General features: G+C 67.5%; 21 protein-coding genes. 14 read left to right on the top strand and 7 right to left on the bottom strand.

All coding sequences use genetic code 11. The annotated features are described in order from the left end of the window. The first annotated feature begins 99 nt into the window (after positions 1-99). Complete coding sequence (locus BST13_RS15120) at positions 100-1,848, top strand: sigma-54-dependent Fis family transcriptional regulator (protein ID WP_245839640.1); 1,749 nt, start codon at positions 100-102, stop codon at positions 1,846-1,848. A gap of 3 nt (positions 1,849-1,851) precedes the next feature. On the opposite strand, the gene BST13_RS15115 is transcribed toward BST13_RS15120, so the two are convergent. Beyond that, positions 1,852-2,583, bottom strand: coding sequence for an SDR family NAD(P)-dependent oxidoreductase (locus tag BST13_RS15115; RefSeq protein WP_083164842.1), 732 nt, complete (start codon positions 2,581-2,583; stop codon positions 1,852-1,854). 149 nt (positions 2,584-2,732) lie between these two features. On the opposite strand from BST13_RS15115, the gene BST13_RS15110 reads away from it, so the two are divergent. Next, complete coding sequence (locus tag BST13_RS15110) at positions 2,733-3,650, top strand: alpha/beta hydrolase (RefSeq protein WP_245839639.1); 918 nt, start codon at positions 2,733-2,735, stop codon at positions 3,648-3,650. Positions 3,651-3,674: 24 nt separating this feature from the next. Continuing rightward, positions 3,675-5,303: a flavin-containing monooxygenase gene (locus BST13_RS15105; RefSeq protein WP_083164840.1), complete on the top strand. Its 1,629-nt coding sequence runs from the start codon at positions 3,675-3,677 to the stop codon at positions 5,301-5,303. A 60-nt stretch (positions 5,304-5,363) separates the two neighbouring features. Here the strand turns inward: BST13_RS15105 and BST13_RS15100 are convergent, their stop codons facing one another. Next, positions 5,364-6,548, bottom strand: a complete 1,185-nt coding sequence (locus tag BST13_RS15100; protein WP_083164839.1) for a thiolase family protein — start codon at positions 6,546-6,548, stop codon at positions 5,364-5,366. A 95-nt stretch (positions 6,549-6,643) separates the two neighbouring features. Between BST13_RS15100 and BST13_RS15095 the strand changes: the two genes are divergently transcribed. Next, positions 6,644-7,114, top strand: a complete 471-nt coding sequence (locus BST13_RS15095) for a winged helix-turn-helix transcriptional regulator (RefSeq protein WP_083164838.1) — start codon at positions 6,644-6,646, stop codon at positions 7,112-7,114. 6 nt (positions 7,115-7,120) lie between these two features. Here BST13_RS15095 and BST13_RS15090 read toward each other — a convergent pair whose 3' ends face one another. Then, a complete protein-coding gene (locus BST13_RS15090; protein ID WP_083164837.1) occupies positions 7,121-7,504 on the bottom strand; it encodes an MmcQ/YjbR family DNA-binding protein in 384 nt (127 codons plus the stop codon). A gap of 24 nt (positions 7,505-7,528) precedes the next feature. Here BST13_RS15090 and BST13_RS15085 point away from each other — a divergent pair, with 24 nt between their 5' ends. After that, positions 7,529-8,473 (top strand): DUF389 domain-containing protein, encoded by a 945-nt coding sequence (locus BST13_RS15085; RefSeq protein WP_083164836.1) that lies wholly within the window; start codon positions 7,529-7,531, stop codon positions 8,471-8,473. Here BST13_RS15085 and BST13_RS15080 read toward each other — a convergent pair whose 3' ends face one another. Further along, positions 8,474-9,238 carry a GAP family protein gene (locus tag BST13_RS15080; RefSeq protein ID WP_083164835.1) on the bottom strand — a complete coding sequence of 255 codons (765 nt, stop codon included), beginning with the start codon at positions 9,236-9,238 and terminating at the stop codon, positions 8,474-8,476. A 158-nt stretch (positions 9,239-9,396) separates the two neighbouring features. On the opposite strand from BST13_RS15080, the gene BST13_RS15075 reads away from it, so the two are divergent. The 5 genes from BST13_RS15075 to BST13_RS15055 all read left to right on the top strand — a co-directional run bounded on the left by BST13_RS15075 (position 9,397) and on the right by BST13_RS15055 (position 17,955). Next, positions 9,397-12,795 (top strand): transglutaminase family protein, encoded by a 3,399-nt coding sequence (locus tag BST13_RS15075; RefSeq protein WP_083164902.1) that lies wholly within the window; start codon positions 9,397-9,399, stop codon positions 12,793-12,795. Continuing rightward, positions 12,795-15,470: a circularly permuted type 2 ATP-grasp protein gene (locus BST13_RS15070; protein ID WP_083164834.1), complete on the top strand. Its 2,676-nt coding sequence runs from the start codon at positions 12,795-12,797 to the stop codon at positions 15,468-15,470. Before BST13_RS15075 ends, BST13_RS15070 begins: the two co-directional genes overlap by 1 nt. After that, positions 15,467-16,381: a transglutaminase family protein gene (locus BST13_RS15065; protein WP_083164833.1), complete on the top strand. Its 915-nt coding sequence runs from the start codon at positions 15,467-15,469 to the stop codon at positions 16,379-16,381. Before BST13_RS15070 ends, BST13_RS15065 begins: the two co-directional genes overlap by 4 nt. Further along, positions 16,374-17,396, top strand: coding sequence for a zinc-binding metallopeptidase family protein (locus BST13_RS15060; RefSeq protein WP_083164832.1), 1,023 nt, complete (start codon positions 16,374-16,376; stop codon positions 17,394-17,396). The genes BST13_RS15065 and BST13_RS15060 overlap by 8 nt, the downstream gene beginning before the upstream one ends. A 196-nt stretch (positions 17,397-17,592) precedes the next feature. Then, positions 17,593-17,955: a hypothetical protein gene (locus tag BST13_RS15055; protein WP_083164831.1), complete on the top strand. Its 363-nt coding sequence runs from the start codon at positions 17,593-17,595 to the stop codon at positions 17,953-17,955. A gap of 7 nt (positions 17,956-17,962) precedes the next feature. On the opposite strand, the gene BST13_RS15050 is transcribed toward BST13_RS15055, so the two are convergent. Further along, positions 17,963-18,538 carry a hypothetical protein gene (locus BST13_RS15050; protein WP_083164901.1) on the bottom strand — a complete coding sequence of 192 codons (576 nt, stop codon included), beginning with the start codon at positions 18,536-18,538 and terminating at the stop codon, positions 17,963-17,965. 58 nt (positions 18,539-18,596) lie between these two features. Here BST13_RS15050 and BST13_RS15045 point away from each other — a divergent pair, with 58 nt between their 5' ends. The 4 genes from BST13_RS15045 (at position 18,597) to BST13_RS15030 (ending at position 21,692) form a co-directional block, all read left to right on the top strand. Next, a complete protein-coding gene (locus BST13_RS15045; RefSeq protein ID WP_083164830.1) occupies positions 18,597-19,451 on the top strand; it encodes a DUF3097 domain-containing protein in 855 nt (284 codons plus the stop codon). Positions 19,452-19,460: 9 nt separating this feature from the next. Beyond that, complete coding sequence (locus tag BST13_RS15040; RefSeq protein WP_083164829.1) at positions 19,461-20,795, top strand: replication-associated recombination protein A; 1,335 nt, start codon at positions 19,461-19,463, stop codon at positions 20,793-20,795. A gap of 76 nt (positions 20,796-20,871) precedes the next feature. After that, entirely contained in the window at positions 20,872-21,222 is a 351-nt protein-coding gene (locus tag BST13_RS15035) for an ArsR/SmtB family transcription factor (RefSeq protein WP_083164828.1), read from the top strand. Continuing rightward, positions 21,219-21,692 (top strand): SRPBCC family protein, encoded by a 474-nt coding sequence (locus BST13_RS15030; protein WP_083164827.1) that lies wholly within the window; start codon positions 21,219-21,221, stop codon positions 21,690-21,692. Before BST13_RS15035 ends, BST13_RS15030 begins: the two co-directional genes overlap by 4 nt. 8 nt (positions 21,693-21,700) lie before the next feature. On the opposite strand, the gene BST13_RS15025 is transcribed toward BST13_RS15030, so the two are convergent. Both BST13_RS15025 and BST13_RS15020 read right to left on the bottom strand, forming a co-directional pair. Continuing rightward, entirely contained in the window at positions 21,701-22,006 is a 306-nt protein-coding gene (locus BST13_RS15025; RefSeq protein WP_083164826.1) for a GlsB/YeaQ/YmgE family stress response membrane protein, read from the bottom strand. 82 nt (positions 22,007-22,088) lie between these two features. Further along, entirely contained in the window at positions 22,089-22,709 is a 621-nt protein-coding gene (locus BST13_RS15020) for an antibiotic biosynthesis monooxygenase (RefSeq protein ID WP_083164900.1), read from the bottom strand. Positions 22,710-22,729 lie beyond the last annotated feature (20 nt).

The following is a 22,729-nucleotide window of genomic DNA, read 5'->3' as shown; positions in this document are numbered from 1 at the left end:
TCCGGCCGGGCGCGCGGACCGGATTACGGTAGGGTGTGTGATCCGGATCGCACCTCCGCGCGCCGTGCGGACCTTCCCGCCGTCGCGCCAGGAGTCAGCGTGACGCAAGGAGTAGTGGTGTCCGCACGGCGCAACGCAGCCCGCATCGAGGACATTCGCGCGCAGTTCCTGACCGCCGCCGAACCAGGCCGTGCCGTGCCGGCCGAGCTGCTGGATTCCTGGTTGCGGTCGAAGCAGGCGCTCGGCGCCCCGGCCAATGTCCGCGCGGTACCGCAAGTCGACGAGGACCTGCTCGACAACCACCTGCTGGAGATGTTCCAGGCGCCGATGGCGCGGGTGGCCGAGGATCTCGGCGACTCGGGAATGGGGCTGCTGCTGGCCGACGCGCAAGGGCGCATTCTGCAGCGCTGGTCGCACGACGCGTCGGCGATGAACCAGCTCGATCGCCTCGGCACCGTGCGCGGAGCGGTGCTCGCCGAGGACACCGTCGGCACCAACGGCGTCGGCACGGTGATCGCTTCGGGCAAGAGCATCCAGATATCCGGCGCCGAACATTTCGCGGACCTCTACCGCACCGCCCTGTGCACGGGCGCGCCGGTGTGGCACCCGATCTCGGGCAAGCTGCTGGCCGTGGTGACGGTGTCGACGGCCATCAGCGAGCGCAGCGGTCTGCTGCTGCCGTTGACCAATTCCGTTGCCGCCCAACTCGAGCAGCACGTCCTCGATGTCGCGCAGCCGGCCGCGCGGGCCATGCTGGCGGCGTTCCTCGACGCGTCCGCCCGCCACACCGGCCCGGTCGTCGCGTTAGGCCCGGACGGCCTCACGATGCGCAGCAGGCGTGCCGGAGAACTCACCCAGACCGACGTCGACGTGATCAACCACCTCTGCACCGGCGTCCGGCGCGACACCCGCGTGACCGCGGAACTCTCCGTCGGCCCCACCATGATCGACGTCTCCGCACTCGACGGCGGCGCAGGCGTGGTCGCCGCACTGCGGCCCGCGCCGCGCGTCACGGTATCCGGTGCCGCGCTGTCGAACGGCCTGGTGGGGCAGTCGAAGTCGTGGCGCGCGGTGGCGCACCACGTCAGCAGGCAGATCGCCGCGCGCCGCGCGGTGCTGGTGGCCGGTGAAACAGGCACCGGCAAGACGTCTGTGGCGCTGGGCCGGCCGTTCGTCGCGGGCGCGCGGTTCGACGGCGCGACGATCCTGCACGCCGCCGAGCGGCAGACCGCCGGCGAGCAGGCCTGGCTGCAGCGACTCGGCGACGCGGTGCGCGCCGCCGAGTCGAGCGGCACGGTCGTCATCCGCGGCGCCGAACACCTCGACGGGCAGGCGGTGGCCGCGGTACGTGCGCTGGTCGACACTCACCAGGGGCAGCTGCCGATCGTGCTCACCATGACGGCGGCCAGTCCCGGCGATGCCGAGACCGCGGCCGCGCGGCTCGGCGTGCCTGCCGTGTGGGTGCCGCCGTTGCGAGAACGCGTCTCCGATATCGGCGTGCTCTGGAATGCTTTTGTGGCGCAACGGCTTCCCGGACTGCGACTCGTGTTGAGCGACGGGGCACGCCAGGCGCTGGAGGCCGCGAGTTGGCCGGCGAACCTGACCGAACTGCGTGGTGCCGTCGATTCGGTCGCCGCATCGGGCACGCGCGGCACCGTCGACGTCGACGATCTGCCCGACTCGCTGCGCAGCCGGCGGGCCTGGTCGATGATCGAGCGCACCGAGATGGAGGCCATCCGTCGGGCGCTGCAGGAAGCCGACGGCAATCGGTCGCGCGCGGCCGCATTGCTCGGCGTATCGCGCGCGACGATCCACCGGAAGATGAAGACCTACCACATCTCCGGCTGAGATCTACTGGGCCAGGTATCCGCCGTCGATCACCAATTCCGATCCCGTCACAAAGCTCGCTTCGTCGGACGCCAGAAACACTGCACCGTAGGCGATCTCGTCAGGCGTGCCGGCACGGCCCATGGGCGTCTGCCCGACGACGTACTCGTTGATCTCGGGCTCCTGGGCGTCGGTGAGCGGGGTACGGATGAAGCCGGGATGCAGCGAGTTGACCCGAACATTGTGCTTCGCATAGCTGATCGCGGCGCTCTTCGACATGTTGCGCACCGCACCCTTGGTGGCGTGGTAGGCGTGCGCGCCGGACACCGCGGCCGAACCCCAGATCGACGAGATGTTGATGATCGACCCGCTGCGCTGAGCGACCATGTGAGGAATGACCTCTCGCATGCCGAGCCAGGTGCCGGTCTGGTTGGTGGCCACCACGCGCTCCCAGTCGGCGACCGAGAGCTCGTGCAGCCCCTGGTAGGCGATGATGCCTGCGTTGTTGACCAGGACATCGATACGGCCATGCTGGGCAACGGTTTCCGTCACCACCGACGCCCAGTCGTCTTCGCAGGAGACGTCGAGTTGTCGGTATGTGATTGCTGCCGATCGCGGGCCGAGTGACTCGTCGGTCTTTGACCGTCCGGTGGCGATGGTCACCGCGCCTTCGCGGGCGAAGGCCTCGGCGATGGCGTGGCCGATACCCCGGGATGCACCCGTGATGATGGCGACTTTGCCGTCCAAACGATTCATCTCACGCCTTCCTTCGATGTGCGACCGACCTGGCCAGAAGCCAACCGCCGGCAGGCCGCAGCCGGCAGGGGTGCGTCACGCTGAGACAGTGGTGCGTCATTTTGCGACACCTGACGGGCCGGCACGGTGACTCGGCCCACACTTTGGCCATGTCGATCAACCAGCCAAAAGACCCGTTGGGTGCCATCTACGCGGAGTGGACCCAGGAGTTCGTCGCCCACCCCGACATGTCCCTGCGCTTGATGCGCTGGGTGTTCGAGGATTGGCAGCGCGCCACCGCCGAACCCGAGGACGTCACCTACCAGTCGACCGAAATCGGTGGCGTTGCCGGGATTCTCGTCAAACCACTGGATGCCGACTCAGGACAGATGCTGGTCGTGTTGCACGGCGGTGGGTTCGCGCTCGGCTCGTCGGCGAGCCATCGCAAGCTGGCCGGGCATTTGGCGCGGGCGTTCGGCGCATACGCCTTCGTCGCCGATTTCCGGCGTGCGCCCGAGCATCCGTATCCCGCTCAGATCGAAGACACCACTGCGGTTTTCGAGGCCCTGGCGGCCGGTGGGACCGCGCCGGCGGATATCACGTTCGTCGGCGACAGCGCGGGTGCGAGCATCGCCATCGCCACCACCCTCAAGCTCATCGGCGACGGCGGCGCCACCCCCGGTCGGGTGATCGCGATCTCGCCGTGGCTGGACATGGAGAACAGCGGCAGCACCATCGAGTCCAACAACGACACCGATTTCCTGATCACCCGGGAAGGGTTGCAGGGCAACATCGATCGCTATCTGTCCGGCGGCGCGAGCCCGACCGACCCGCTGGTCAACCCGCTCTATGCCGACTTCACCGGTTTTCCGCGGATATACATCACCGCGTCGGACACCGAGTCGCTGTATGCCGATGCCACCCGGTTGGCGGAGCGGGCACGCAGGGCCGGGGTCGACGTCACCTTCGACGTGGCATCCGGTGAGCAGCACGTGTTCCCGTTGCTGGCGGGCCGACTGTCGGCCGCAGACGCCTCCATCGCCGCGATGGCCGCGTGGTATCGCGCCGCCAAACCACTGACCGTCTGATCCGACGCACGAGAAGGATTACCCATGAACAGCAACCACTTCGACGCCATCGTCATCGGGGCCGGCTTCTCCGGGCTGGCGATCTTGCATCATCTCCGGGAGATCGGCCTGCGGACCGTTGTACTCGACGCGCAGGACGGCGTCGGCGGAACCTGGTGGGCCAACCGCTATCCGGGCGTGCGGACCGACAGCGAATACAGCTATTACTCGTTCTCCTTCTCCAAGGAGGTGCGCGATGAGTGGACGTGGTCGCAACGCTATCCGGCGGGTGAAGAGGTGCTGGAGTACCTCAACTTCGTCGCCGATCGACTCGACCTGCGTCGCGATATCCGGCTCAACGTGCGGGTGGAATCGGCCCGGTACGACGAGGATGCCAACGTCTGGGTGGTCACCACCGCCGATGGGCAGCCGCTGGTGGCGAAGTATCTGGTGAGCGGGATGGGTGTGCTCTCACAGGCGATCTATCCCGACATCCCGGGTATCGACACGTTCGCCGGCCAGAAGTACCACACCGCGCACTGGCCGCGTGAGGGCGTCGACCTGGCGGGCAAGCGGGTTGGACTGATCGGGCTCGGCGCGTCGGGTATCCAGGTGGTGCCGACGATCGCCCCAGAGGTCGGTGAGTTCTACGTGTTCCAGCGGACACCGAACTTTGTCGTGGAGACCACCAACGACCCGGTGACCGACGAACAGATGCAGTGGTTGCGTGCGAATTACGACGCCATCTACGAGAAGGCGGCCAACCATCCGTTCGGGGTCGCGATGGAACCGGCGGAATTCGGTGCCCTCGAGGTCGACGGCGACGAGCGGCGGCGGATCTTCGAAAGCAAGTGGAACGAGGGCGGTTTCCACTTCGCCAACGAATGCTTCAACGATCTGGCCACCAATCCCGAGGCCAGCGAGTTGGCATCGGAGTTCATCCGGTCCAAGATCCGGGAGATCGTCAAGGATCCTGCCACGGCCGGGTTGTTGTGCCCTACCACGTATTCGTTCAACGGCAAGCGCGTGCCCACGGGCCACGGCTACTACGCGGCGTTCAACCTCGACCACGTGCACCTCGTGGACACGGCCTCGCAGCCGATCACTGAGATCACGCCGCGCGGGGTGGTGGTCGGTGACCGCGAGTACGAACTCGACGTGCTGATCTTCGCCACCGGATTCGATGCGATGACCGGAACCCTGACCAACATCGACATCATCGGGCGAGACGGAATCACCTTGCGCGACAAGTGGACGCAAGATGGTCTGCGCTCACACCTGGGCATCGGCGCCCACGGTTTCCCCAACTTCTTCATGTCGCTCGGCCCGCAGACGCCGTACTCCAACCTCGTCGTGCCGATCCAATTGGGCGCCCAGTGGCTGCAACGCGCGCTGCGCTGGGCCCGGGACAACGGCGTCGAACGCCTCGAAGCCACGCCCGAGGCCGAACAGTGGTGGGCGGCCGAGACGGAGCGCGCCGGCAAGGCGACCGTGATGTACGCCGAGGGTAAGAAGGCCAAGGCGTGGTTCCTCGGCGAGAACGTGCCCGGTAAACCGGAGGAGTTCCTGGTCTACATGGGTGGGGGACAGGTCTATCAACGGTTCTGCCGTGAGGTGGAGGACAGCGGTTACGAATCGTTCCTGGCCGACGCGCGGGTGCGGCAACCTGTCTGACGTACATGCGGGTGTTCCCGGTCGCGCTGTTGACGACCGGGAACACTCGTCGGCCGATACCTACAGCCGCTCGATGATGGTGGCGTTGGCCATGCCGCCCGCCTCACACATGGTCTGCAGGCCGTAGCGGGCTCCGCGCTGTTCGAGCGCGTTGATCAGCGTTGTCATGAGGCGTGCACCGCTGGCGCCCAGGGGATGCCCGATGGCGATGGCACCGCCGTTGACGTTGGTCTTCGCCAAGTCCGCACCGGTGTCGGCCGCCCAGGCCAGCACGACAGGGGCAAACGCCTCGTTCACTTCGAACAGGTCGATGTCGGCGACCGTCAAACCCGCACGGGCCAGGACTTTTTCGGTGGCGGGGACGACGCCGGTCAGCATGTAGAGCGGATCCGAGCCGACCACTGTTGCCGTGTGAATGCGGGCCCGCGGTCGCAGGCCGAGGCGCTTGGCGGTGTCGCTGCTGGTGATCATCACCGCAGCACTGCCGTCGGACAGCGGCGACGAGTTACCTGCGGTGATCTCCCAGTTGATCTGCGGGAAGCGCGCTGCATAGGCCTCGTTGTAGAACGCGGGCTTCAGCCCTGCCAGCGTCTCGACGGTGGTGCCGGGCCGGATGATCTCGTCGGTGGTCAGTCCGGCGATCGGGACGAGCTCGTTGTCGAACAGGCCGGCCTTGGTGGCGGCCGCGGCCTTTTCGTGACTGCCTGCCGAGAAGTCGTCGAGCTGAGCGCGGGAGAACCCCCACTTGGCGGCGATCAGCTCGGCGCTGATTCCTTGCGGGACAAGCCCTTCGGAGTAGCGTTGGGCAAAAGCGTCGCCGAACGGATCGCTGCCGGGCAGGATGTTGGTGCCCATGGGTACGCGTCCCATGGACTCCACACCGGCGGCGATGACGATGTCGTAGGCACCCGCCACCACACCCTGCGCGGCGAAACTGACGGCCTGCTGCGAACTGCCGCACTGCCGGTCCACGGTGGTCCCCGGAACGCTCTCCGGGAAGCCGGCGCCGAGCAGAGCGTTGCGGGCGATGTTGGCGGCCTGGTCGCCCACCTGGGTCACCGCGCCGCTGATGACGTCGTCGATCTGCGCCGGATCGATTCCGGTGCGATCGACCAGTTCGCGCAAGCTGTGGGCGAGCAGATCTGCCGATTTCACCCCGTGTAGGGCACCGTTCGCCTTGCCTTTGCCGATCGGAGTGCGTACCGCACCCACGATCACCGCATCCCGGCCTGAATATCCGGACATGACTGCCTCCTGAGCCTCGCCGCTGAGTACTGCTATCTATACTCAGATGTAACACCTAGGTTCAGTTCCAACAACCCAGCGATAGAGTGATGTGCATGACAGTCCTGCAAGGCGCACTCGCCGACCGTGATGCCTGGTCGGCTGTAGGGCGCTGCCCGATCGAGAAGACGATGGCCCTCGTCGGCACCAAAACGGCGATGCTGGTCATGCGCGAGGCGTACTACGGCACCACCCGGTTCGACGACTTCTGGCGACGGGTCGGCGTCACCAAGGCCGCCGCGTCGGCACGGCTCAGTGACCTGGTCGAGGCCGGGCTGCTGGAGCGCAGGCCATATCAGGAGCCGGGGCAGCGGGTGCGCGACGAGTACGTGCTGACGCAGGCCGGCAGGGATTTCATGCCAGTGGTGTGGGCTCTGTTCGAATGGGGGCGCCGCCACGTGCCCAACGACTCACCGCTACGGCTGGCTCACGCCGGCTGCGGTGCCGAGGCCACGGTCGAGGTACGGTGCCAGGAAGGGCATCTGGTACCACCCGACGAACTAGTCGTCCGAATCGACAAGGGCTGACCGAAACTACCCCTGACTGTCAGCCAGGAACTTCTTCGCCACGGTCTTGGGCGCCTGAGTCAGCCATGACTCGGTGATCAGCTCGGTCAACTCCGGGATGTCAATTGCCGCCAGCCGCACCAGGATTGCCGGATAGCCGTCGAAATGTGGTGTGGTGAAGTAGATGTCGGGACTGTCGGCGATCAACGCCCACTTCACACCCTCGTCGGGTACCCGCGCGCCGAGAATGTCGCCATCGGGCGCGTCGTCACCGAGTGCCTCGAAATCCGCCTTGCGCAACGGCCGCTCCCAGGCCACCAGCTTTTTGCGCACCCGCCACGTCCGCGGCGAGGTCTGGCTGGTCTCCGGTAGTGCGGCCACCACCCGGGCCACGTCATCCCAATCCACCATGCACTCGAACGCTACTCTCGGGCCGTGTTGCACCTCCGCGTGATCGCACCTGCCGAACTGCGAAATCCCATCCTCAATGTCCTGCAACGAGAGCCCGGGGCCACCCACATCGTGCTGCATCCCAACGCGGCCGTGGACCCGGCCGGCGACGAGATCACCGCCGACATCGCCCGGGAAACCGCTAATGACGTTGTGGAGCGGCTCAAGTCGCTCGACGTGCAGAACCTCGGCGCGATCACGCTGGAAGTGCTCGACACCGTGTTGTCCAGTGCTGCCTACCATGCCGAGGATGCCGCCGACGGTGACGCCGCCGATGCCGTGGTCTGGGACGAGCTCGTGGCACGTACTCGCGACGAATCCCAGTTGAACATCACGTTCCTGCTGTTTCTGTGCATCGCGTGCCTGCTCGCCGCCGTCGGCGTGCTCACCGACTCGCCGGTCACCGTCGTCGGTGCGATGGTGGTCGGCCCCGAATTCGGACCCCTTGCCGCCGTTGCCGTCGCACTGGTGCGCCGCCGAATGTCACTGGCGCGACGCGCGTCCGCGGCGCTGCTCATCGGCTTTCCGGTGGCCATGGCCGTCACCGCAGGTGCCACGTTGGGGTTCGAGGCCTTGGGCTGGGTGGAACTGACCAGCACGCGCGAGCTGCACGGCGTCGATTTCATCTTCCAGGTCGGGCCGTTTTCGTTCGTCGTGGCGCTGCTGGCCGGTGCGGCGGGAATGCTGTCCCTGGTATCGGCCAAATCAGCGGCTTTGGTCGGTGTCTTCATCTCGGTCACGACGGTGCCCGCGGCCGGCTTCGCGGTGGTGGCCGCCACGATGGGGGACTGGGACATCGCTGCGCAGTCGGTCGCGCAACTTGCCGTCAACCTCGTCGGCATCACGATCGCCGGCGTGCTGGTGCTGGCGGTGTACCGCCGGCTGCAGACGGCGAAAGAACCCGGCGGACGGCGTTCTGCCCGCGTGTGATCACAAGTGGCTGATGCCCAAGCCGACGAAGAACACACCGACCGCACCGGCGATCACCGCGACCACCAGCCGGTGATGGGACTTCATCCAGGCGTACAACCGCTCGACGCCCGAGCGGGTGGCCTCAGGCGCGATCCAGAAACTCAGGATCGGAATCAGCGCCCCGGAGAAGGCCACCAGGTTGAAGGTCAGCAGTGCGCTCAACTGCTGGCCCACCGGCGTGCCCGAGGTGAGTACCGCCGCGATGGCGCCCAGGTAGTACGGCGAGGGAATACCGTTGCTCAGACCGAGCAGTCCCGCAGCCCATGCGGCCTCGCCACGCAGCGCGGCCTTGATGCTCTCGGGCAATTTCGAGATCACCGGCAGGGAATCCAGCGTCGGCGGCTGCACCTCGTCGGCGGGCGAGGAATCCGTCGTCGGATCACCCGTGTGGTCGCCGACCCCGGCGGGCACGGCCACGCGCTTGTTGCGGACCCGGTGGAACAGCCGTTCCAGCAGGCCGGTGGCCGACAGCACCGCGATGAGGCCCGCCAGCACGCCGATCGTGATCTCGATGCCGGGGTGCACCGTGCGGTCGCCGAGCGCGCTCTCCCGGAACACGAACACCACCGCCACGGCGACGGCCACGTTCGAGGTGAAACCCGCCAGGAAGAACGGCAGCAACAGCCGTACGGGCCGCGCCCGCGACACCATGTAGGCGATCACCCCGATGCGCAACGGGTCGGTCGCGGCCACGAGTGCCATCACCAACACCGTGCTCCACATGCGGGCAGGCCATCCTTTCGTCAGCTATCTCCTGCTGATTGAACCAGCGCGCGCTGGATGTGGCCCGTGCGGCATGGTCCGAGCGGATCATCCGACGTGGTTCGCCCCCGGGTATCGCACGCGATGCGGCGCCGTTCACCTTGTGGTGGGATCTGCGGATGAGTATCAAAGTGGCGCTGGAGCACCGCACCAGCTATACCTTCGACCGGCTGGTCGAAGTCCACCCGCACGTCGTGCGGTTACGCCCCGCGCCGCATTCGCGTACTCCCATCGAGGCCTACTCGCTGACCGTCGAACCAGCCGACCACTTCATCAACTGGCAACAGGATGCGTTCGGCAATTTCGTTGCGCGCCTGGTCTTTCCGAACCGAGCCCGCAGCTTGACCATCACCGTCGGGTTGATCGCCGACCTCAAGGTGATCAACCCGTTCGACTTCTTCATCGAGGACTACGCCGAGACGTTTCCGTTCGACTACCCCAAGGCGCTGCTGGAGGATCTCAAGCCTTACCTGCGGGCAGTCGACGAATCCGGCGAGGGTTCCGGGCCCGGCGAATTGGCGCAGGCCTGGGTGAGCAATTTCACGCTGCCGCCGGAGACCCGCACCATCGATTTCCTGGTGGCGCTCAACCGGGCCGTCACCGCCGACGTCGGGTACAGCGTGCGGATGGAACCCGGAGTGCAGTCACCGGACGTGACGCTGCGCACCGGAATCGGCTCATGCCGCGACTCGGCCTGGTTGCTGGTGTCGATCCTGCGTCAGTTGGGCCTCGCGGCCCGGTTCGTCTCCGGCTACCTGGTGCAGCTGACGTCTGACGTGGAGGCGCTCGACGGGCCATCCGGACCGGCCGCCGATTTCACCGATCTGCACGCCTGGACTGAGGTCTACGTGCCGGGCGCGGGCTGGATCGGTCTCGACCCCACATCGGGATTGTTCGCGGGCGAGGGACACATCCCGCTGTCGGCGACGCCGCATCCGGAATCGGCGGCGCCGATCACCGGAGCGGTCGGGCCCTGTGAATCCACCCTGGACTTCTCCAACGTGGTCACCCGCGTGCACGAGGACCCCAGGGTCACGCTGCCCTACACCGATACCGCGTGGGCGGCGATCACCACACTCGGAGCGAAGGTCGACCAACGCCTGGCCGACGGCGACGTGCGTCTCACCATGGGCGGCGAGCCGACCTTCGTCTCGATCGACAACCAGACCGATCCCGAGTGGACGACCGCAGCCGACGGCCCGCACAAGCGAGAGCGCGCTTCCGCGCTGGCGGCCCGGCTGAAAAAGGTGTGGGCGCCCACCGGACTGGTGCAGCGCAGCCAGGGCAAGTGGTACCCGGGAGAACCGTTGCCGCGCTGGCAGATCGGATTGTTCTGGCGCACCGATGGCGAGCCGCTGTGGAACGACGCCGCGCTGTTGGCCGACCCGTGGGCCGGGGGCCGCGACGACATCGCCGACGACGCGGGGTACCGGCTGCTCGCCGCGGTGGCCGAGGACCTCGGGTTGCCGCTCACACAGGTGCGGCCCGCCTACGAGGACCCGCTGAGCCGGTTGGCGAACGCGGTCCGCCGACCCGAGGGCGATCCGGTGGCAGCCCTGGACGATCTCGCCGACGACACCGCGCAGGCCCGGGCCGCGTTACTGGCCAGGCTGGACGCCTCGGTCGACGAACCGACCGCGCATGTGCTGCCGCTGCACCGCCGCGACGACGACACGGGCTGGGCGAGCGCCGATTGGAAACTGCGTCGCGGCCGCATCGTGCTCCTGGACGGCGACTCACCGGCGGGGCTACGGTTGCCGCTCAACTCGATCAGTTGGAAGCCGCCGCGCCCGGCGCCAGACGCCGACCCGCTGCTGCGCCGGGCAGAGCTGCGCGCCCAGCCGCCGGAGCCGGTTACCGCTGACGTCGAGGATGCCGACGATGCGCCGACCACCGCGCTGGTGGCCGAGATCCGCTCCGGCCACCTGTATCTGTACCTGCCGCCCACCGAGACTCTCGACGACTTCGTCGACCTGGTGAGGCGGCTCGAGACCGCCGCGGCGAAGACCGGTACACCCGTGGTGATCGAGGGGTACGGCCCGCCACCCGACCCACGGATCACCTCGATGACCCTCACCCCGGACCCGGGTGTCATCGAGGTCAACGTGGCGCCCACCGCGAGCTTCGATGAGCAGCTGAGCCAGCTACAGACCCTCTACGACGAGGCCAGGCAGGCTCGGCTCTCCACGGAGTCCTTCGACGTCGACGGAGGTCACGGCGGCACCGGCGGTGGCAACCACATCACCCTCGGCGGGGTGACACCGGCCGACTCGCCCCTGCTGCGCCGACCCGATCTGCTGGTCTCGCTGCTGACCTACTGGCAGCGGCACCCGTCGCTGTCGTATCTGTTCGCGGGCCGGTTCGTCGGCACCACATCGCAGGCACCCCGGGTCGACGAGGGGCGCTCCGAGGCCCTCTACGAGCTGGAGATCGCGTTCGCCGAGATCGCCCGGCTCACGACCAGTGGCGTCGCTCGCGATCATGGTCGCTCCGCAAGCGTCGCTCGCGATCATGGTCGCTCCGCAAGCGTCGCTCGCGATCATGGTCGCTCCGCAAGCGTCGCTCCGTGGGTCACGGATAGGGCCCTGCGCCACCTCCTCACCGACATCACCGGCAACACGCATCGCTCCGAGTTCTGCATCGACAAGCTCTACAGCCCCGACAGCGCCCGCGGTCGGCTCGGCCTGCTCGAGCTGCGTGGCTTCGAGATGCCGCCGCATGTCCAGATGGCGATGGTGCAGTCGCTGCTGGTGCGCTCGCTGGTGGCCTGGTTCTGGGATGAGCCGCTGCGGGCCCCGCTGATTCGGCACGGGGCCAACCTGCACGGGCGATACCTGTTGCCCCACTTCCTGATCCACGACATCGCCGAGGTGGCCGCCGATCTGCGGGCCCACGGTATCGACTTCGACACCAGCTGGCTCGATCCGTTCACCGAGTTCCGGTTTCCACGGATCGGTACCGCGGTGTTCGGCGGTGTGGAGATCGAGCTGCGCGGCGCCATCGAACCGTGGAATGTGCTGGGGGAGGAGTCAACCGGAACCGGCACCGCCCGCTACGTCGACTCGTCGGTGGAGCGGATACAGGTCCGACTGGTCGGCGCGGACCGGCACCGCTACGTGGTCACCGCCAACGGCCACCCGATCCCCCTGCTGGCCACCGATACTCCCGACGTCCAGGTCGGTGGGGTGCGGTATCGGGCCTGGCAGCCACCCAGTGCCTTGCATCCGACCATCACGGTCGACACCCCGCTGCGTTTCGAGCTCGTCGACATGGCCACCGGCACCTCGCGCGGCGGCTGCACATACCACGTCGCGCATCCGGGCGGGCGGTCCTACGACACGCCGCCGGTCAACGCGGTCGAGGCAGAGTCGCGGCGCGGCAGGCGGTTCGAGGCCACCGGCTTCACGCCCGGTCGGCTCGACCTGTCGGATATCCGGGAGAAGCAGGCGCGCCAGTCCACCGATGTGGGCGCGCCGGGCGTCCTGGACCTACGGCGGGTGCGTACCGTTCTGCAGTAATGGTTCTTCGCGCAAACGGCTCGCCGGACGCCGCTGCCGGTGGTGTGAGCACTGATGTCGACGGTGTGCTCGCGAGATATCGCCGTACCCGGGCACAGCAGGCGCTCTTCGAGGTGCGTGGGGCACGATCCGGGGCGGGCTACGACGAGTTCCTCGACGCCGCGGGCAACGTCCGCCCGGCCTGGCGGGAGCTTGCCGAGTGCGTCGGAGAGCGGGGCCGCGACGGGCTCGACCAGTTGCGCGGTGTGGTGCGCGGCCTTGTCGACAACGACGGCATCAACTACATCCAGGTGGATCGCCACGGCGAGGTGGTCACCGACCCGGAAGGCACGATGCCAGGCCCGTGGCATCTGGACGGGCTGCCCCTGGTGATCTCGTCGGCCGACTGGGACACACTGGAATCGGGTTTGGTGCAGCGGTCCCGGCTGCTCGACGCCGTGCTCGCCGACCTCTACGGACCCCGGCGGTCGATCACCAGCGGCACGTTGCCCGCCCAGCTGCTCTTCGCCCACCCCGGATATGTGCGGGCCGCGCGGGGCATCGAAGTGCCCGGTCGTCACCAACTGTTCCTGCACGGCTGCGATGTCAGCCGCGGTGGCGACGGCTCGTTCCTGGTCAATGCCGACTGGACGCAGGCGCCCTCGGGAGCGGGCTATGCGCTGGCCGATCGGCGGGTGATCGCTCATGCGATCCCTGACCTCTACGAGCGCATCGGGCCGCGGCCGGCGTCGCCCTGGGCCCAGGCGCTGCGGCTTGCCTTGATCGACGTTGCCCCCGAGGCGGCCGAGGAGCCGGTGGTGGTGGTGCTCAGTCCGGGTATCCATTCCGAGACGGCCTTCGATCAGGCGTATCTGGCGAGCATGCTGGGCTTTCCGCTGGTGGAGAGTGCCGATCTGGTGGTGCGTGACGGCAAGCTGTGGATGCGGTCGCTGGGCACGCTCAAACGGGTGGATGTCGTGCTGCGCCGCATCGACGCCGACTATGTCGACCCGCTGGACCTGCGGCCCGATTCGCGCCTGGGTGTGGTGGGGCTGGTCGAGGTGTTGCGGCGCGGCGCGGTCAGCGTGGTGAACAGCCTGGGCAGCGGTGTCTTGGAAAGCCCTGGGCTGCTGCGGTTTCTGCCTGACCTGGCCCAGTTGCTGCTCGACGAGACCCCGCAACTGCAGACGACACCGCTGTACTGGGGCGGTATCGACGTGGAGCGCTCGCACCTGCTCACCAAGTTGACCTCGCTGATGATCCGCTCCGTCGACGGTGTCGAGTCGATCGTCGGGCCCATGCTGTCGACCGCCCAGCGGGACATCCTGGCCGCCCGGGTGGAGGCCGCGCCGTGGCGTTGGGTCGGCCAGGGGCTGCCGCAGTTCTCCTCTGCGCCAAGCGATCACCGGGCCGATGGGTTGTCGGCGAGCAGCGTGGGCATGCGGCTGTTCACCGTCGCGCAGCGTGGTGGTTACGCGCCGATGATCGGCGGTCTCGGCTATCTGCTGGCCCCCGGCAACGCCGCGTACCAGCTGGACACCGTTGCAGCCAAAGATGTCTGGGTGCGCACCCCGACGCGGGTGACTGCCGAGAAGATCCCGACGGCACCCGCCGAGCATGTCGGCCCGACGATGACACCGAGCCGAACCGAGTCCGTCAGCTCGCCCCGCGTGCTGTCCGACCTGTTCTGGATGGGCCGCTACGCCGAGCGCGCCGAACAGATGGCGCGGTTGTTGACCGTCACCCGTGAGCGCTACCACGAATACCGCTACCGCCAGGACACCCCGGAAAGCCAGTGCGTGCCTGTGCTACTCGCGGCCGTCGGAGCCATCACCGGTTCCGATACCGGAGCGGACGCAGACGATCACGAGACGATCGCCATCGCGCCGACCACGCTGTGGGCGGTCACCGCTGACCGGCACCGGCCCGGTTCACTGGCCCAATCGGTGGAGCGATTGGGCCTGGCCGCCCGGTCGGTGCGTGACCAGATGTCCAACGACACCTGGATGGTGCTGGCCGGCGTCGAACGCGCGGTGTTGCGGGCATCGGCATCCCCGCCGGATTCGCAGACCGCCGGCGAGACCTACCTCGCGACGGCGCACAGCCGGACGTTGTCGGGCATGCTGGCGCTGGCGGGGGTGGCTGCCGAGTCCATGGTGCAGGACATCGGCTGGTGCCTCATGGATGTCGGCAAACGCATCGAACGAGGACTGGGCCTGACTGCCCTGCTGCGCGCCACCCTGACCGATGTGCGTAGCCCGGGCGCCGAACGTACGGTGATGGAATCGACCCTGGTGGCCTGCGAATCGTCGGTGATCTACCGGCGGCGCAACCCCGGGCTCGTCAGCATCGCGGCACTGGCCGAACTCATGCTGTTCGACCCGCAGAATCCGCGTTCGCTGGTCTACCAGTTGGACCGGCTCCGTGCCGACCTCAAAACCCTTCCGGGAGCGTCGGGTTCGTCGCGATCCGAGCGCCTGGTCGACGAGATCGGCGCCCGGCTGCGTCGGGTCGATCCGGCCGACCTGGAGATCGCGACGGCCGAGGGCCTGCGCTGCGAACTGGCCGAACTGCTCGACGGTATGCACAGCGATCTGCGGGACCTCTCGGGCGTCATCACCGCCGCGCACCTCTCGCTGCCCGGTGGCATGCAGCCTCTGTGGGGGCCCGACGAAAGACGTTTGGTGCCATCATGACCGCACCCGGTGCCGCGACCCGTCGCTACGACATCACCCACCGAACCGTTTATCGGTACTCCGACGACGTCACCAGCTCCTACGGTCGCGCCTTCCTGACCCCGCGTGAACTGCCCTGGCAGCGGCGGCTTTACCACGAGCTGACGATCCAACCCGACGCCGCCGACAGCTCGACCAGCCGCGACGCATACGGCAACATCAGTTCGTACTTTCATGTCCTGCAGCCGCACCGCACGCTGAGCATCACCGCCCGGTCGGTGGTGGAGGTGGACCCGCCCGCGCCGGAGCGTTACGCCGGCGGTTCGGCACGCGCGCCGTGGGAGATCGCGCGACCGGTCGGCGGCGACGGCGCGCTGGCCACCGAGTTCACCCTGGACCTGCAGCCGCCGGAGATCACCGACGCGGTACGCGATTATGCCGCACCGAGTTTCGTGCCGGGCCGGGCGCTGATCGACGTCCTGCGCGATCTCAACTCGCGGATCTTCACCGACTTCACCTACCGGTCGGGGTCCACCACGGTGTCCACTCAAGTCGCCGAAGTCCTCCAGGCCCGCGAAGGCGTCTGCCAGGATTTCGCCCGGCTGGCCATCGCGTGCCTGCGGGCCAACGGCCTGGCCGCCAGCTACGTCTCGGGTTACCTGGCGACGGACCCGCCGCCCGGTAAGGAACGCATGATCGGCGTCGACGCCACGCATGCCTGGGCCTCGGTGTGGACTCCCCAGGACATCTGGCTCGGGCTCGATCCCACCAACGATCAGATGGTCGACGAGCGTTACATCGTCGCGGGTTTCGGCCGCGACTACGCCGACGTACCGCCGCTGCGTGGCATCATCTATACCGATTCGGAAAGCAGTGTGATCGAGGTTTCCGTCGACGTGGCACCGTACACGGGGGGTGTGCTCAGTGCGTGACTTCAATTGTCCGACTTGCGGTCAGCGGTTGGCGTTCGAGAATTCGTTGTGTCTGTCATGCGGCAGTGCGCTTGGGTTCTCGCTGCGGGACATGGCCCTGCTGGTGATCACCGAAACCGACCAGGCCGGCCACGCCGGAGCCGTCGACGAGGAGAAGTATCAGCTGTGTGCCAACCTACATGTGGCTCAATGTAATTGGTTGGTCCGGGTCGGTGGTGACCCGTTGTGTGCGTCGTGCGCGTTGACTCGCACCAGGCCGGCTGACAGCGACACGTCTGCCCTGGCGGCATTCGGTGAAGCCGAGATGGCGAAGCGTCGGCTGATCGCCGAACTGCACGAGCTACAGTTGCCGATCGTCAGCCGTAGCCAGGACCCGCAGTTCGGGCTGGCGTTCGATCTGCTCTCCAGCGAGCGTGAGCAGGTGATGACCGGGCACCAGAACGGTGTCATCACCATCGATCTCGCGGAAGGCGACGACGTGCACCGCGAGCAGTTGCGCATCGCCATGGAAGAGCCGTACCGCACCCTGCTGGGACATTTCCGTCACGAGATAGGGCACTACTACTTCTACCGGCTCATCGCCCCGTCGGCCGACTACGGTGAGCGGTTTCGCGAGCTGTTCGGCGATCCCGACGCGGATTATCAAGCTGCGCTGGACCGTCATTACGCAGAAGGTGCTCCGGCGGGCTGGGAGGACACCTACGTATCGTCGTACGCCACCATGCATCCCGCCGAGGACTGGGCCGAGACCTTCGCGCACTACCTCCACATCCGCGACACGCTCGACACCGCCGCGGCGTTCGGCTTCGCCCCGGCGGGGGCGACGTTCGATCGACGGGTGTTGGGCCCCAGCGGTTTCGACACGATCATCGAGATGTGGCTGCCGCTGTCATGGGCGCTGAACATGGTCAACCGGTCGATGGGCCACGCCGACCTGTACCCGTTCGTGCTGCCGCCGGCAGTGCTGGAGAAGATGCGATTCGTGCACACCGTCATCGACGAGGTCACCGCGTAGCCGGATTCGCAGGTGCTGGTTGGCCTGTGGACGAAATCCAGGTTGTGGACAACCCGTCGGGTGCCCGTCTGTCGAGGTCGGATTCAGATCCGCCTTCGGCTGCATGCCGGATCGGGCCGCGGTGCTGGCCTCCGACTGCGACGCGGAGCGGGAAGCAGATGTTCCGTAGATGCGAGGCCGGGCGTAAATTTCTCTGATGAGGATCAGGGATGCGCTCATCGTGATCGTGGCGGTGGGCGGCTTGCTTCGGCTGGTTCTCACCGGCCAGGCGGTCCCCGCCGCGGTGATTCTCGCCGTCAGTGCCGTGGCAACCGTGATGTACAGGTTTGTGCGAGGCGTCAGACAGGATCGTGCGATGGCGCGACTTGCAGCAGACCAGAATCCCGCTGCTCCTCGTTCGCGCCCCGAGGCGCGGCGTCTGCGTCGTCGACGCGGCGACTTCCCCCAGGACGGCTACCGGCACGTCGCGGAGGAGCTCCGGCGAGCGCGTGCCGACACCGCCCGAAGTGCCGAGCGCAGGCATTCCTATCAGGAGGATCCTGGATCGACGTGGATGTAGCCAAGGGTTAAGCGCTGGCCCGCAGGTATGCGCCGCCGCGCGGGGAGAGCCGGTATCCGACGTCGAGGCTGATGGTGAGCCCGAGTCCTTTGAGTTGGCGCACCCGTCGTTTGAAGCGCGGGACGTCCAGGCCGACGCGGGCGGCGAGATCCGGCGCTCGCACGGCTTCGTTGCCGGCGATCAACTCCAGATACTGCCGGGTCCACGGTTCGGTCGCGGCGTCCCACCGGGACAACCGTGCGGTGATCGCAGCCACGTCGGCGTCGGTGAGCGCATCGTCGGCGGCCAGCTCGGGCCGCTCGTCGGGGCCCGCGTAGGACACTCCGATGAGATACGTGTGCGCAGCGGGCCTGCGGTCGAGTTGTGCCTGCGCGGTCGCCGCGTCGGGATAGCCCGCGGCACGGGCCTGCGCAGCGGTGACCCGATAACCACCTGAGCGTTCGGTGACCGACTCGATGCGGATGGTGCCGGCCTGCGTGCGTTGGGTTCCGCCCGGCTTGGCTCGCGGCTTGTCCCAGCGCCGCAGCACCAGCGAGATGGTCCCCTCGGCGATGCCGTCGGCGGTCGCCCGGTCTAACAGCACGGTCACGATGGTATGTCGCAACGACGTTCCTGCCGTGGACGTTTTTAGGATCGCCCGCGTGACTGATCGCTACGGTTCCGACATCCTGTCCCGAAACCCGCACACGCCCAAGCTGACCCGGTCCACCGAGCAGCCCGCGGAAAAGGGTCTGGTGGTTGAGGACGCGCAGAGCGGTTATGTGGGTGCCGTGGTGCGCATCGAGGGTGGGCGCGTCGAACTCGAGGACCGCAGAGGCAAGGTACGGGCATTTCCGATGGGGCCCGGGTTCCTGATCGACGGCAAGCCGGTGATTCTGACGGTGCCGAAGCGGACCGCCGCGCCGGCCAGGACGGCATCGGGTTCGGTGGCGGTGGCAGGCGCCAAGGCACGTGTGGCGCTGGCCAGCCGCATCTATGTCGAAGGTCGCCACGACGCGGAACTCGTCGAGCAGGTGTGGGGCGCCGACCTGCGCATCGAGGGCGTGGTGGTCGAATACCTCGGCGGCGTCGACGATCTGGCAGGCATCGTCGAGGAGTTCGCGCCAGGCCCCGGCCGCAGGCTCGGTGTGCTGGTCGACCACCTGGTGACCGGCTCCAAGGAGGCTCGCATCGCCGAAGCGGTGCGGCGCGGCCCCGGCGGCGAGCACACCTTGGTGGTCGGCCACCCGTTCATCGACATCTGGCAGGCCGTCAAACCGGCCCGGCTCGGCTTGACCGCGTGGCCCGAGATTCCCCGCGGCACGGACTGGAAGAAAGGCATCTGCCAGGCGCTGCGCTGGCCGTATGCCACGCAGGCGGACACCGCGCGGGCCTGGCAGCGGATCCGGGGTCAGGTGCGCGACTGGAACGACCTGGAACCCGCGCTGATCGGCCGGGTGGAGGAGCTGATCGATTTCGTGACCGCGCCGGAGTCGCTCGACGACGCGGCGTGGTAAGCAGAACACGTGTCCGACAGTTTGTTCGATGTGCCCGGCGACCCGGGGCCCGGCGATCCCGGCGCCCTGGCCCCGCCCGGCACGGGCCCGCTCGCGGTGCGGATGCGTCCGGCCAGCCTCGACGAGGTCGTCGGGCAGCAGCATCTGCTGCGGGCCGGTTCACCGCTGCGTCGGCTGGTGGAGGGTTCCGGCGCGGCGTCGGTGATCCTCTACGGCCCGCCCGGTACCGGTAAGACCACGCTGGCCTCGCTGATCTCACAGGCCACCGGACGCCGGTTCGAGGCGCTCTCGGCGCTGTCGGCCGGCGTCAAAGAGGTCCGCGCGGTGATCGACACCGCGCGGCGCTCGGCCGTGCACGGCGGCCAGACCGTGCTGTTCATCGACGAGGTGCACCGCTTCTCCAAGACCCAGCAGGATGCGCTGCTGGCGGCGGTCGAGAACCGGGTGGTGCTGCTGGTCGCCGCTACGACCGAGAACCCGTCGTTCTCCGTGGTCGCTCCGCTGCTCTCGCGTTCGCTGATCCTGCAGCTGCAACCGTTGACCCCGCAGGACATCGAGAGCGTGCTGCGCCGCGCGATCACCGATCCGCGGGGCCTCGGCGGCGCGGTCGAGGTCACCGACGAGGCCGTCGACCTGCTGGTGCAGCTCTCGGCCGGTGATGCCCGGCGTGCCTTGACGGCGCTGGAGGTGGCGTCGGAGCCGGGGGAGCGGGTCACCGTCGAGATCATCGAGCAGTCGCTGGACAAGGCCGCCGTGCGCTACGACCGCGACGGCGATCAGCACTACGACGTCGTCAGTGCGTTCATCAAATCGATGCGCGGATCCGACGTCGACGCGGCGCTGCACTACCTGGCTCGGATGCTGGTGGCGGGGGAGGATCCGCGATTCATCGCGCGCCGGTTGATGATCCTGGCCAGCGAGGACATCGGGATGGCCGATCCGAGTGCGTTGCAGATCGCGGTGGCCGCCGCCCAGACCGTGCAGTTGATCGGCATGCCCGAAGCACAGTTGACGCTCGCCCACGCGACCGTCCATCTCGCGACCGCGCCCAAGTCCAACGCGGTGACGACCGCGCTGGCCGCGGCGATGGGCGACATCCGTGCGGGTAAGGCCGGGCCGGTGCCACCGCATCTGCGCGACGGCCACTACTCCGGCGCTGCCAAGCTCGGCCACGCCGTCGGCTATCGGTATCCCCATGACCATCCCGACGGCGTTGTGCCGCAACAGTATCCGCCCGACGATCTGGTCCTGGCGGACTACTACCAGCCGACCGGTCGGGGCGTCGAACGCGAGATCACCACCCGGCTCGACAAATTGCGCGCCATCGTCCGTCGCAAGCGCTGAAATCTTCTTGACACCATCGGCGAGACCTTCTACCTTGGTAATCAACCAAATGATTGATCAACAGAAAGATTGATTATTGGCGAGTGACGACGACGGTGACGCCAGATTGGATCGTGCCTTTCTGGCATTGGCCGACCCGGTGCGGCGGGCGATCGTGGCGCGGTTGTCCCGCGGCCCGGCGACCGTCAACGAATTGGCCGAGCCGTTCGACATCACGAAACAGGCTGTGTCCAAACACATTCAGGTTCTCGAACAGGCAGGCCTGGTGACCAGGACCCGAGACGCGCAGCGCAGGCCCGTACACCTCGACGCGGCCGCCCTGGAACGGCTGACCGCGTGGATCGACGGCTACCGACTGAATGCCGAACGCAGCTACCGCCGGCTGGACGCCCTGCTGGCCGGTATCGAACAGGAGGACAAGAAATGACCAAGACACTCGATCTCACCGTCCCTGTCGACACCCTTGCGATGGAGTTCACCAGGGAATTCGAGGCGCCCGTCGCGGCGCTGTTCCGTGCCCACGCCGAGCCGGATCTGGTCACCCAGTGGCTGGGCCCGCACGACATCGCGATGGCGATCGAACACTGGGACTTCCGGACCGGAGGCGGTTACCGCTACGTGCACTCCCGGGACGGCGAGCAGTACCGGTTCAACGGCGTGTTTCACACCGTGCGCTCGGGCGAATTGATCATCCAGACCTTCGAATTCGAGGGCGCACCGGACATGGTGAACATCGAATTCATGTGGTTCGACGACCTTGGCGCCGGTCGCAGCAGGTTGCGCGGCCGGTCGATCTGCCCGAATACCCAAGCCCGGGACGCGTTGCTGTCCTCGGGCATGGAATCGGGCATGATCGAGGGCTACGAACGGCTGGACGCGCTGTTGGTGAGGCCGTAGCCGGCGGGCTAGCGCATCAACCCTGACCGTCGGCCACCGAACAAGCCACGTCGGCGGCCCATCAACGACGCCACGAGGGCCACGCCGAGAGCCGCGACGATCACCTGAACGAGCAGTTCGAGCCAGTCGACACCGTTGGTCTCGGTCGGAATCCCGAGCGCCCGCGCGATGGCGGTGCCGATGAACGCCGAGACGATGCCGACCAGGACGGTCACCAAGAATCCGATGGGCTGCCGGCCGGGCACCAGCAGTCGGCCGATGATGCCCACGACGATGCCGATCAGGATTGCGCTGACGATGCCGGTAATGGTCATTTCTCCTCCAAGGCTTGCAGACTGGAGGGGAGATACCCCGGCTGATCACCACGCAAACGGCTGCGTCAATTCAGCTGACGCGTCAGGCCAGTTCTGGAACCCGCAGATGGGCCAATACCAACTCGAACTCGCCGACGTCGAGCTGATCCGCTCCGAGATCCCGCAGCCGGGTCGTGCGCAGCGATCGCGCCTGGTCGCGGTTTTCATCCATCGCCTCTTGGTCGCGGAATGTCGCCGACGACACCGCCCGCCCGGTGATGCGGTCGAGCATCAGGCTGGCGCTGCAGAACCCGGCCAGCTCGTCGAGGGCCGGGAGCACCGCGGATCGGTAATAGTCGATGGCCCGGTCGAAGAGTTCCGGACGCACCTGCAACCAGGTGGCCCGCACACAGGCACCCGGCGCGGCGTACTGCTCGCGGTGCACCACCGCGATCTCCCATTCGTCGATCGTCGCGCTGCCCGCGAAAGCCTCGACCGCGCGATGCCGGATCGGTGCCAGGATCGGTGCGCTGGCCTGCATTGCGTCGCGGGAACGCCACGCCGTTGTGGCGATGCAGCGGCCGGATTCCCGGTCCACCATCAGCGACAGGCCGACACACCCGTCGATCGCATCGACGGCGGGCATGACCTCGTCGCGAACGTGCGCGATGCCCGCGTCGATGGCCTCGCTGTGCGCCGTGATCGTGGTAGAGCGTGCGAACACGATCCACCCCCTCTTGTCGG

The sequence above is a fragment of the Mycobacterium aquaticum genome (genome assembly GCF_002086485.1).
GTDB classification, from domain to species: Bacteria; Actinomycetota; Actinomycetes; order Mycobacteriales; family Mycobacteriaceae; genus Mycobacterium; species Mycobacterium aquaticum.
The sequence above is the reverse complement of the archived record's forward strand: the minus strand, read 5'-3'. Positions and strand labels throughout refer to the sequence as shown.